Origin of the sequence: Micromonospora yasonensis, from assembly GCF_026013475.1 — a bacterium.
Taxonomy (GTDB): domain Bacteria; phylum Actinomycetota; class Actinomycetes; order Mycobacteriales; family Micromonosporaceae; genus Micromonospora; species Micromonospora yasonensis.
Genome location: NZ_JAPDPH010000226.1, coordinates 1 through 11,313, shown reverse-complemented (window position 1 = coordinate 11,313; position 11,313 = coordinate 1). Strand labels below are relative to the sequence as shown.

Annotated in this window: 12 protein-coding genes; 7 read left to right on the top strand and 5 right to left on the bottom strand. The window is 72.5% G+C overall.

The window, feature by feature from the left end; genetic code table 11:
* Both ONA70_RS30190 and ONA70_RS30185 read right to left on the bottom strand, forming a co-directional pair.
* Nucleotides 1-1,218: sensor histidine kinase (locus ONA70_RS30190; protein WP_265009897.1), on the bottom strand; the 1,218-nt coding region annotated here is incomplete at its 3' end.
* Complete coding sequence (locus ONA70_RS30185; RefSeq protein WP_265009896.1) at nt 1,215-1,904, bottom strand: response regulator transcription factor; 690 nt, start codon at nt 1,902-1,904, stop codon at nt 1,215-1,217. The genes ONA70_RS30185 and ONA70_RS30190, both read right to left, overlap by 4 nt.
* Before the next feature lie 102 nt (nt 1,905-2,006).
* On the opposite strand from ONA70_RS30185, the gene ONA70_RS30180 reads away from it, so the two are divergent.
* From ONA70_RS30180 to ONA70_RS30170, 3 genes are all read left to right on the top strand, one after another.
* Nucleotides 2,007-2,480, top strand: coding sequence for a septum formation initiator (locus ONA70_RS30180; RefSeq protein WP_265009895.1), 474 nt, complete (start codon nt 2,007-2,009; stop codon nt 2,478-2,480).
* 188 nt (nt 2,481-2,668) lie between these two features.
* Nucleotides 2,669-3,073 carry a hypothetical protein gene (locus ONA70_RS30175; RefSeq protein WP_265009894.1) on the top strand — a complete coding sequence of 135 codons (405 nt, stop codon included), beginning with the start codon at nt 2,669-2,671 and terminating at the stop codon, nt 3,071-3,073.
* A 297-nt stretch (nt 3,074-3,370) separates the two neighbouring features.
* Nucleotides 3,371-3,763, top strand: coding sequence for a cupin domain-containing protein (locus tag ONA70_RS30170; protein ID WP_265009893.1), 393 nt, complete (start codon nt 3,371-3,373; stop codon nt 3,761-3,763).
* Between the two features lie 56 nt (nt 3,764-3,819).
* Here the strand turns inward: ONA70_RS30170 and ONA70_RS30165 are convergent, their stop codons facing one another.
* The gene (locus tag ONA70_RS30165; protein WP_265009892.1) at nt 3,820-5,010 is read right to left on the bottom strand and encodes a threonine synthase; all 1,191 of its coding nucleotides are present in this window, start codon (nt 5,008-5,010) and stop codon (nt 3,820-3,822) included.
* A gap of 9 nt (nt 5,011-5,019) precedes the next feature.
* Nucleotides 5,020-6,054 carry a DNA polymerase ligase N-terminal domain-containing protein gene (locus tag ONA70_RS30160; RefSeq protein WP_265009891.1) on the bottom strand — a complete coding sequence of 345 codons (1,035 nt, stop codon included), beginning with the start codon at nt 6,052-6,054 and terminating at the stop codon, nt 5,020-5,022.
* Nucleotides 6,055-6,171: 117 nt separating this feature from the next.
* Here ONA70_RS30160 and ONA70_RS30155 point away from each other — a divergent pair, with 117 nt between their 5' ends.
* Complete coding sequence (locus ONA70_RS30155) at nt 6,172-6,954, top strand: aldo/keto reductase (RefSeq protein WP_265009890.1); 783 nt, start codon at nt 6,172-6,174, stop codon at nt 6,952-6,954.
* Nucleotides 6,955-7,036: 82 nt separating this feature from the next.
* A complete protein-coding gene (locus tag ONA70_RS30150) occupies nt 7,037-7,633 on the top strand; it encodes a hypothetical protein (RefSeq protein WP_265009889.1) in 597 nt (198 codons plus the stop codon).
* A 60-nt stretch (nt 7,634-7,693) separates the two neighbouring features.
* Here the strand turns inward: ONA70_RS30150 and ONA70_RS30145 are convergent, their stop codons facing one another.
* The gene (locus ONA70_RS30145) at nt 7,694-8,824 is read right to left on the bottom strand and encodes a GH12 family glycosyl hydrolase domain-containing protein (RefSeq protein WP_265009888.1); all 1,131 of its coding nucleotides are present in this window, start codon (nt 8,822-8,824) and stop codon (nt 7,694-7,696) included.
* 325 nt (nt 8,825-9,149) lie between these two features.
* Here ONA70_RS30145 and ONA70_RS30140 point away from each other — a divergent pair, with 325 nt between their 5' ends.
* Nucleotides 9,150-10,262 (top strand): FAD-dependent monooxygenase, encoded by a 1,113-nt coding sequence (locus ONA70_RS30140; protein WP_265009887.1) that lies wholly within the window; start codon nt 9,150-9,152, stop codon nt 10,260-10,262.
* 144 nt (nt 10,263-10,406) lie between these two features.
* On the top strand, nt 10,407-11,313 hold a 907-nt coding region (locus ONA70_RS30135; RefSeq protein WP_265009886.1), incomplete at its 3' end, for a cytochrome c oxidase subunit I.

Here is an 11,313-nt window from a genome sequence, read left to right as displayed (position 1 = left end):
AACCCCAACCCCGCCACCGCCGGCCCGGGCGGCCCGGTCGGCGATGTCCAGGCCGAGCCCCGTCGACCCGGCCCGGCTGGCGCCCCGCCGGACCGGACCGGCCGGCATGCCCGGTCCGGCGTCCGCGACGGTGAGCACCACCTGCCCCGCCTGGGGGGCGAGCCGGACGGTGAACGGCGTGCCGTCCGGCGTGTGCGCGAAGACGTTGCCCAGCAAGGCGTCCACCGCGGCGGACAGTTCGTCTGCGGCCACCCCGACGGGCAGCGGGCCGGCCGCGAGGTCGAGGGTCACGGTCCGGCCGGTGTCCTCGGCGAGTACCGACCAGAACGCCACCCGCTCGCCGACCACCGCCGCCGCGTCGCAGCCGGCCCCGGCGTCCGCCGTCGCGCTGCGCCAGCGCGCCTGCCGGATCACCCCGGTTACCGCCCGCTCCAGGCCGTCCACCGCGGCGGTCAGCCGGGCCACGTCATCCGGGTCGCGCAACGACTCGGCCTCCAGCCGCAGCACGGTCAACGGGGTGCGCAACCGGTGCGACAGGTCGGCCACCTGCTCCCGTTCCTCGCGCAGCAACACCTGGATCCGCCCGGCCAGGTGGTTCAGCGCGCCCGCGACCTCACGCAGCTCGGCCGGTCCGGCCGGGGCGACCCGGGCGTCGAGTTCGGCGTTGGCCAGCCGGTGGGAGACCGCGGCGAGTTCAGCGATGGGCCGTACCAGGGTGCCGGCCAGCCGGTCGGCGACGATCAACCCGACCACCACCAGGAGCACGCCGAGCAGCGCCAGCACCAGCCAGGCCCGGGCCACCCCGGCGGTGAGCTCCGACCGGGGGACCAGCGTACGGATCACCCCGGTGCCGTCCGGACGGCCCTGGACCGCGATGACCACCTCCCGGCCGGCGGCCGACTCGACCGTCAGGCTCTGCCCCCGCGCGGCGAGGGCCACCGCCGGCGTACGCGGCACGGCCGCGCCGAGCACGGTGCCGTCGGGCAGGAACACGCTGACCTCACGACCGGACTCCGCGCCGAGCTGTTCGACGGTCAGCCGGATCGTCTGCGGGTCGGCGCTGCCGACCACCGGCACCAGGCTCTGCGCGTCGGCGGTCGCCCGCACCGTGGCCCGGTCGGCGGCCACGGTACGCACCAGCAGCGCCAGCGGCACCAGGAACGCGGTCAGCACGAGCACGCTGACGGCCGCGACGAGCAGCGCCAGCCGGCCCCTCACCGGCCCGTCCCGGGAACGTCCAGCCGGACCCCGACCCCACGGACGGTGTGCAGGTAGCGCGGCTCCTGCGCGCTCTCGCCCAGCTTGCGGCGCAGCCAGGACAGGTGTACGTCAACGGTCTTGTCGGCGCCGCCGTACGGGATCCGCCAGACCTCGGTGAGCAGTTCCCGCTTGGTCACCACCTGCCCGGGGCGGGCCGCGAGGTGGTGCAGCAGGTCGAACTCGCGGGGGGTGAGCTCCACCGGTACCCCGTCCAGGCTCACCTGCCGGGACCGCGGGTCGACCCGCAGGCCGCCCACCACCAGCACCGCCACCCCGGGCTCGCCGGCCGACCGGCGCAGCACCGCCCGGGCCCGGGCGTCCAGTTGCGCGGCGGTGAACGGCTTCACCAGGTAGTCGTCGGCGCCCGCGTCGAGCATCCGGACGATCTCGGTCTCGTCGTCCCGGGCGGTGGCCACGATGACCGGCACCGAACTGACCGTCCGCAGCATCCGCAGCAGCTCACGACCGTCCAGATCGGGCAGTCCGAGGTCGAGCACGACCAGGTCGGGGCGGTCGTCCAGCGCGTCGCGCAGTCCGCTCATCGCGGTCGATGCCGCGGCCACCGCGTGGCCGCGTTCGCGCAGCGCGCGGATCAGCGGGGTACGGATCGTCAGGTCGTCCTCGATGAGCAGCAGCCGGGCCACCACCGCAGGCTAGCCGCCGGCGTCGCCCGGGCCGAACCTCGTTAACCCAGCTTTAGGGTTCCCCGGTGCCCGGCCCAACCTTTCCTCGGGGACACTCGGCACATGGGCCGTCATCCGATCCTCGCCGCGGTCGGCTGGCTGGCCGCCACCGTCGCCGCCACGCTCGTCGGGGTGGGCGCGATCCAGCTGGTCGGGGCCGGCATCACCACCGGCACCCCTGGTGGCGTCCGGGATCAGCGGGACGTCGAGCGGGCACTCGCGGCGCCGGAGCCGGTGTCGCCGCCGCCCAGCCGCGAGGCCACCCCGGAGCCGACCCCGACCGCCGGACCGTCCAGCCCGTCTCCGACCGGCGGGGCACGCGGCAGTTTCTCCGGCGCAGGCGGGCGCGCGGTGGCCGAATGCGGACCGTCCGGCGTCCGCCTGGTCTTCTGGGCCCCCGCTCAGGGCTACCAGGTGAAGGAGGTCGAGCGGGGGCCGGACGACCACGTGAAGGTCCGCTTCGTCGGCCCGCCGGGTGAGCAGGAGCTGCGGCTACGCTGCGTCGACGGCGAGCCGGTGGTGGAGACCCACGACTGACTTGGTCAACCGCATGGGGGACGACATCTTCCCAGCTCAAGTGATTGACTGTCCTTGATCGGACAGTTCTGCCGCTGGTTGGTGGGCGGCTGGCGACATAGCTTCGAGCACAGAGGGTGATCACCGTTGATCGCCTGGCCCCGTCTCCAGCCTCACCGTCGGTGCCGACGGCGGCAGAGAGGACCGCCATGTCCAGCACCAGATCCAGGAAAGGAGCGGCCGGGCAACCCGTAGCCTGCGCGGAGGACGTCGCGCATGCCGACTCCCAGATCATGAGCTGCTCCCCGGCCGGCCTGCCGGCCAGCGCCCGCGTGCTCTTCGCGGTGGTCAACGCCAACGGCACGCTGGCCCGAGGGCTCGGCGCCACCTCGGTCACCCGGCTGGCCGCCGGCATGTACCAGGTCGTCTTCGACCAGGACGTGACCGCCGCCGGCTACGTCGGCACCGTCGGACCGGCCGGCGGCGACGGGCTCGCCCCGTCGGGCGCCATCGCCGTGGCGCCGCGTACCGGCATCCCCAACGCCGTCTTCGTCGAGACGTACGCCGCCGACGGGCACGTCGACCGTCCCTTCCACCTGGCCGTCCTCGCCTGACGCCCAGGCGTCGCCGTGGCGCTTGGCCCCGGCGCGGGCGGGGATCGGCGGCACCGCGCACAGACGAGCGCACGGCGCCGTCCGACCCGGGTCGTAACGTCGCCGCGCTCTGGCCGTCTCCCACCACCGCAGCCGTACGGCGGTACGACAGCGGGGACCTGGCTCGACCGGCGCCGCACGCCGGTCCTTGCGCACCAGATGCCCGTTTGGTGGGGGGGCAAACCCGGGGCGGGTGGCGAATTCCACCTTTTGCGACTTCCCGGCGTGACCCGATGGCACACCGGGTATGTGCGCGCCATGGAGCATTTCACGATCGCGACCGTCGCCGAGAAGAGCCCGGACTTCCGCCGGGTGCTCTGGACCGGGGAGCGCACCCAGTTGGTGATCATGACGATCCCGCCGGGCGGGGAGATCGGCGAGGAGGTCCACGAGGGCATCGACCAGATCCTCACCTTCGTCAGCGGCACCGGTGAGGCCCGGGTGGCCGGTGAGACGAAGGAGGTCGTCTCCGGCGACCTGGTGGTCGTACCCGCCGGCACGAAGCACAACTTCGTCAACACCGGCCCCAACCCCCTCGTCCTCTACACCGTCTACGGCCCACCCGACCATGCCGACGGCGCGGTGCACCGGACCAAGGAGGAGGCCGACGCGGCCGAGGCGGCCGGCCGCGACGAGCCGCCCACCGCCTGACCGGCGCGGTGTGGATCGGACGGCCGGGCGGGTGGTGCCGGCGGGTTGAGGCGAGGTCAGACCGCCAGCGGTACGTCCGAGACGTCCACCGTTTCCGGGTACTTGAGGCCGGCGCCGGTGTTCAGCACCACCACCCGCTCGCCGGCCCGGATCCAGCCCCCGGCCCGCAGGTGCCGGGCCGCGGTCAGGCAGGCGGCGCCCTCCGGGCACAGCAGCAGCCCCTCCCGGGCCGCGAAGTCCCGCAGGTCGGTGAGGATCTCCGCGTCGTCGACCGCGATCGCCGTGCCACTGCTCTCCCGCAGCGCGGTCAGGATCAGCTCGTCGCCCAGCGGGGCCGGCACGGTGATGCCGAACGCCACCGTGTGCGCGTCCGCCCAGGGCGTGGCCCGCGGCTCCCCGGCGGCGAACGCCCGGACGATCGGGGCGCACCCGGTGGACTGCACCGCGACGAGGCGGGGCAGCTTGTCCTCCACCCAGCCCAGCTCGCGCAGCTCGTGCAGGGCCTTGTGGATGCCGATCAGCCCCACCCCGCCGCCGGTGGGGTAGATGATCACGTCGGGCACCTGCCAGCCGAGCTGCTCGACGATCTCGTACCCCATGGTCTTCTTGCCCTCCAGGCGGTACGGCTCGCGCACCGTGCCGGCATCGAAGATCCGTCCGCCCGACTCGGCGACCAACCGGGCCACCCAGCGCCCGGCGTCGCTGATCAGCCCGTCCACCAGCCGCAGGTCGGCACCGGCCGCCCGGCACTCCCGCCGGCAGATGGTCGGCGCGTCCAGCGGCATCGCGATGGTCGCGCCCATCCCGGCCCGGGCCGCGTACGTCGCCCAGGCCGCCCCGGCGTTGCCGTTGGTCGGCATGGCGATCCGCTCGACGCCCAGCTCCCGGGCCCGGCTCACGCCGACCGCCGCGCCCCTCGCCTTGAACGACCCGGTCGGGGTCAGCCCCTCGTCCTTCACGATCAGGTCCGGGATCCCGATCTCGGCCCCGTACGCGGGGGCGCGCAGCAGCGGTGTCCAGCCCTCGCCCAGCGTGGTCACGAACCGGGGATCGGCCACCGGCAGCAACTCCCGGTAACGCCACAGGTCGGCCGGGCGCAGGCCGAACTGCTCGGGGGCCAGCGACGCGGCCACCGCCGCCAGGTCGTAGCGGGCCAGCAGCGGCGACCCGCAGTCACACAGGTTCTGCAACTTGTCCGCCGGACGCTCGAGGCCGCAGCGCGGGCATTCCAGGTGCGTCAGGTGCACGGGTGCTCCTCAGCTCGCGTCGATGCTCAGCCACAGCCGGCTGCGCCGACCCGGCTCGTACGGGGAGTCGAGGCGCTTGGCCACCACGCCCGGGAGCCCCTGTTCGCGGGCGGTTCGCAGGGCGTCCACGCCGACGCCCGGGAACCAAGGCGGAGTCTGCCAGTGCGGCCCGGTGAGCGCCAGACCGTCGAGCAGCTCCCGGCGCTGCGGGTACGGCAGGTCGATGCTGGTCACGCCCTCCAGCCAGAGCAGGTCCACGGCGAGGAACTGCCCGTCCCGCTTGCTGGGCTGGTGCACCCGCCCGGCCGGGTCGATCCGGACCAGCACGCCGTCCAGCACCGCCTCGGTCGGCGCCAGCGCCTCGGCCATGCCGCGCAGCCAGGGGTATGCCCCGCTGATCTCCTCGTCCGTCCCGTCGAGCAGCCGCAGCCGGCCGCCGGAGACGTACGCCATCGCCCGGACCCCGTCCCAGCGCAGCTCGTACCCCCAGGCGTCGGCGTCCCTGGGCAGCCGCTTTCCCGGGGTGGGGTGCATCGGGCGGACCAGCTCGGGCATCGGGGTCCAGCCCGCCGGGGCCGGGTCGGTGCGCCGCACCATCCAGTCCCGGCCTCGACCGCCGGTGGCGAAGAGCACGTACCGGCCCTTCGTCCGCTTCCCGTCCAGCACCACGATCACCTCGTCGTCGCGCCACTTCTCCGCGCGGTAGGTCCCGGTGTCGTGGACCGTCATCCGCCCGCCGCCGTACTCGCCGGCCGGGATCTCGCCGTGGAAGGTGAGGTACTCCATCGGATGGTCCTCGGTGTGCACGGCGAGGTGGTTGCGGCCGGGGTCGCGAGGCAGGCCGCGGGGGACCGCCCAGGAGGCCAGCACGCCGTCGTGCTCCAGCCGCAGGTCCCAGTGCAGGCTGCGGGCGTGGTGCTGCTGGATGACGAAGCGGGGCTTGCGCCGGCCGGTCCGTTTCCGCTCCGGAGCCCGCTCCGGCACCGGCTCCGGGGTACGCGCCGCGTCCCGCTTCCGCCGGTACTCCTCCAGCCGGTCGCCCACCCCCGCATTCTGCGGCACACTCCGCCCGATCGCCCGCTTCCGGCGACTTCTGTCCGTTTCCCCGCCGTCCGGCGCGTCGGCGGCATGGCTACGTCGATCACGGGTAGAAGCGTCGGTATGGACCTCGACCAGCCCACCGTCCTCCTCCCCGGCGACGTCCGGATGCCGCTGCTCGGCTTCGGCACCTGGCAGGCCACCGGCAAGGCGGGGTACGACGCCGTGCTCGCCGCCCTGGACGCCGGTTACCGGCACATCGACACCGCCACGATGTACGGCAACGAGAAGGAGGTCGGCCGGGCGGTCAACGAGAGCGGGCTGCGCCGCGAGGACGTCTTCATCACCACGAAGCTGCCACCCGAACGGGTGGGCCGGGAGCGGGAGACCATCGAGGCGAGCCTGGCCGCCCTGGACACCGAGTACGTCGACCTGTGGCTGATCCACTGGCCGCCGTCGTCGCCGGCCGACAGCATCCCGGCCTGGCGGGAACTGCTCGCCGCACGGGAGGAGAACCTGACCCGGGCCGTCGGGGTGAGCAACTACTCGATCGCGCAGATCGACGAGCTGATCCAGGCGACCGAGGAGACCCCGGCGGTCAACCAGATCCGCTGGAGCCCGTCCCTGTACGACCGGCAGGTGCACGCCGCGCACAAGGACCGGGGCGTGGTGCTGGAGGGCTACAGCCCGTTCAAGACCAGCGACCTGTCCGACCCGGTGCTGGCGCGCATCGCCCAGGCGCACGACGTCTCCCCGGCGCAGGTGGTGCTCCGGTGGCACATCGACCACGAGATCGTGGTGATCCCCAAGTCGGTGACCCCGGACCGGATCCGGGCCAACGCCGACGTCTTCGGCTTCTCGCTCACCGCCGAGGAGATGCGCGACATCGACGCGCTGGGCGGCTGACCGTTCCGGGAAAGGGGCAGCGGACCCGGGACCTGACCTTCTACAGTGGCGGCTCACGTTCCCGCTGCTGACAAGGAGCAGAGTGGCCCGTATTCGCAGCACCCTGATCATTGCTGGCGTCGCCCTGGGCGCGTCGGCCCTCCTGCCCGCCGTCCCGGCGTCGGCCGACTCGATTGCCAGGTCCGCGCACGCTCTCTTCCGCAACGACGCCGACAACGTCGGGATGGACCTCGACGTGGTGAAGGACGACGACGGCCGGACCACGATCGACGTGGAGTGGCAGGACTCGCACTGTGCGCCCACCGATACCGCGTACGTCTGTGACAGCGTCTTCCGGACCGCCTACGGCGTCCCGGTGAGCAGGTTCAGGTTCTCGTTGACCGGGGTGACCACGGTCGAGGCCGACCTGGCGTACCGGGAGGTGCGGCGGCACTGCACGTTCACCGAGGAGACCGAGGACTGCACCGAGGTTGAGGCCGCCGGCACCACGACGGTCGAGGTGGCCTGGACCGCGACCGGTGAGCCGACCAGCTCCGATTGGACCGATGAGCAGGGCGTTCGGCACGTCGAGAAGCGGAGCGAGGCCACGGTGACCGGCACCGGCTTTGGCCTCTCCTACGGTCCGGACGCCAGCTTCGGCGTGGTGTCCCAGGTTCGCACGCGCGACCTGGAGTCCTGAGCCTTCGGTAGACAAGGGGTGCGGTCCTTGCGGACCGCGCCCCTTGTCGTTCACCCGGGTTCAGCCCTTGGCGCAGATGACCCCGTTGAGCGAGAAGCTGCTCGGCGACGAGTACGTGCCGCTCAGCGTCCCCTGGTAGCCGAAGCTGGTCGAGCCGCCCGGCGCCAACGTGCCGTTGTAGCTGAGGTTCCGCGCGGTCACCGCAGACCCGCTCTGGGTCACCGTGGCGTTCCAGGCGCTGGTGATCTGCTGCCCGGCCGGCAGGGTGTAGGTGAGCGCCCAGCCGTTGATGGTGCCGGAGCCGGTGTTGGTGATCGCCACGTCGGCGGTGAAGCCGTTGTTCCAGGCGTTCGGGGTGTACTTCACCGAGCAGCCGCTGCCGGAGGGCGGAGCGGTGGTGGGCGGGGCGGTCGTCGGCGGGGGCGTGCTGCCACCGGTGTTGACGTCCTGCGAGAACGAGTTGACCGCGAGGCCCACGCCGCCCTGCCACGGCTCGAAGCCGGCCTGGATGCTGGTCAGGTACCAGTCGCTGGTGATCGCGCCGCGGTTGCGCGTGTCGTTGATGAACGCCAGGACGTCGAAACTCAGGCTGGAGATCGCCGACGACGCCACGTACGAGATGACGTTGTTCGAGCCGTTGCTGCCCCGCCAGACCTCCCACGTCCGGCCGGCGATGCTGGCGTTGCCGACCGGCGAGCCGATGGGCTGGATGGAGCCCTGCCGGTTGAACCAGATCATGATCTCCATCTGGTTCACCCCGTCCTTCTTCGGCGTGGGGTCGAGCCAGATGTCGTACGCCGCGTCGTAGATCGCGCCGCTGACGTAGTTGTAGCTGATGCTGCTCGGCGCGTTGCTGATGTTCTTCACCTGGACCGGCAGGTTGGTGCCGGGCGAGCAGTTCGTGTAGTGGCAGCCCACGAAGATCGACGGGTACGAGACCGGGGCGCCGCTGGTGTTCCCCACCCCGTCCTGGCGGGTGATGGAGAAGCCGGTGGAGGTGACGTTGATGCACTGCTGGGCGCTGGTGCCCCAGCGGTTGTTCTGCACGACGTACTTGCCGCCGATCGTGGTCGACCCGTACTGGTCGCAGATCTGGGTGTCGGCGGAGGCGGTGCCGCCGAGGATGACGGCGACGATCGAGCCGGCCGCCAGCAGACCGGCGGCCGCGATGGCCCTCAATGGACGCTTCATGATGCTCCTTGCCTTCGGCGGGGAGGGGATGTGTCGGGGGCTGGGCCGGGAGCGCTCCCACGCTCAAGGCAATACATTTACATGGATGAAACAACGGCGCAACGGTGTCGGTTGAGTTGATCTGCCCGAACACGGTCCGTGAGGGGGCTTCGCCGCAGCGTGTTCCCGCTCTCCATCGGTTGACGAGGGAATCCCGACCGGCGGGATCGACCGGCCCTACCGAGCAGCGTCGCGCCAGGGCCGATGGGGCCTACCGTGCGGCGGTTGCGGCGAGTAGTGTCTTGCCTCCAGCGCGTTCCGAACCCCTCCGGAGGCGTACACCACCATGGACGGCTCCCCCCTGCGCATTCTCGTCGTCGGCGCGGGCATCGCCGGTCTCGCCGTGGCCCGGGCGCTGCGCCTGGCAGGGTTCCGGCCCGACGTCACCGAGAAGCTTCCGCCCGACGAGCGCGCCGACACCGGCCTCTACCTCCCGGGCAACGCGGCGCGAGCGCTGCGCCGGCTCGACCTGGACGGCCCGGTACGCCCGCTCGGCCAGCTCATCCACCGGCAGCGCTTCCTCGACGCCGTCGGCGCGCCGCTCTGCGAGGTCGACCTCGACGCGCTCTGGGCCGGAGTGGGGGAGTGCCGGGCGGTGCCCCGCGCCGAACTGCACCGCGTCCTGCTCACCGGGGCCGGCGGAGCGGTCCGGCACGGCGCCGAGGTCAGCACCGTGGAACTGCTGCCCGGCGGCGTCGCCGTCGGCTTCACCGACGGCACCTGCGCCGAGTACGACCTGGTCATCGGCGCGGACGGGCCCCGCTCCGCGGTGCGTACCCTGGCCGCGCTCGGCGGTCCGCCCCGCCCCGCCGGCCAGATGGTCTATCGGGCCCTGGTCCGGGGTGGGCCCCGGGTCGCCGACTGGACGGCGCTGCTCGGCCAGCGCGCCGGCTTCCTACTGGTGCCGGTCGGGGCCGGCCGGCTGCACTGCTACGCCGACGAGGCCGGCAGCACCCTCCCGGTCGACCCGCTCGCCCGGCTGCACGAGTTGTTCGGCGACTACGGCGGCCCGGTCCGTGAGGTGCTGGCCGCCCTCGAGGACGCGCACGTGCACGCCGAGCCCACCGAGGAGGTCGAACTGGGGCGCTGGTTCCACGGCCGGGTGCTGCTCGTCGGCGACGCGGCCCACGCCACCGCGCCCACCCTCTCGCAGGGTGCCGCGATGGCGCTGGAAGACGCCGTGGTGCTCGCCGAGTCGCTCAAGGCCGCCAGCAGCGTGGACGCCGCCCTGCTCGCGTACGAGAGCCGCCGCCGGCCCCGTACCAAGTGGGTGCGGGACCGGACCCGGGACCGCAACCGGACCCGCGACGTGCCGCCGGCGTTGCGCGACCCGCTGCTGCGCGGACGCGGCGGACGGATCTTCCAGGAGCACTACCGGTTGCTGGTGGACCCGCTGTGACCGCGGGCGCGGAAGGGGGCGATGATCGTAGCCGCCCACCCCACGCCGCGCCCCCACCTGCCGGGGACTATCCTCCTTGCGGATGACGGCTGCGCAGAAAACCAGCGCGTGCCGAGCGGGACAACCGAGAACCGGAGGCCACTCGTGACCACCGTCGCACCCAAGCCGGTCGTGACCCGGCCCTGGCCGGTCCGCGAGCCGGTCAAGGGGTCGGCCATCGCGCGGCTGCTGCGCACCACGGACGCGAAGCAGATCGGGATCATGTACATGGTCACCGCGTTCGCGTTCTTCATGATCGGCGGCCTGATGGCCCTGATCATGCGCGCCGAGCTGGCGCAGCCGGGCCTGCAGTTCCTGTCGCCCGAGCAGTACAACCAGCTCTTCACCATGCACGGCACGATCATGCTGCTGTTCTTCGCGACGCCGATCGTGTTCGCCTTCGCGAACTACGTGGTGCCGCTGCAGATCGGCGCGCCCGACGTGTCGTTCCCCCGACTCAACGCGTTCGCCTACTGGCTGTACCTCTTCGGTGGCACCATGGCCACCGCCGGGTTCATCAGCCCCGGTGGCGCCGCCGACTTCGGCTGGACCGCGTACACCCCGCTGAGCACGGCCGAGCACTCGCCGGGTGTGGGCGCGAACATGTGGGTGGTCGGCCTGGCCATCTCCGGTCTGGGCACCATCCTCGGCGCGGTCAACCTGATCACCACGATCCTGACCCTGCGCGCCCCCGGCATGACCATGTTCCGGATGCCGATCTTCACCTGGAACATGCTGGTCACCAGCCTGCTGGCGATCCTGGTCTTCCCGCTGCTGGCCGCCGCGCTCTTCGCGCTCGCCGCGGACCGCCTGCTCGGCGCCCACGTGTACGACCCGGCAACCGGCGGGCCGATGCTCTGGCAGCACCTGTTCTGGTTCTTCGGGCACCCTGAGGTCTACATCATCGCGCTGCCGTTCTTCGGCATCATCACCGAGATCATCCCGGTCTTCTCCCGGAAGCCGATCTTCGGTTACAAGGGCCTCGTGGCCGCGACCCTCGCCATCGCCGCCC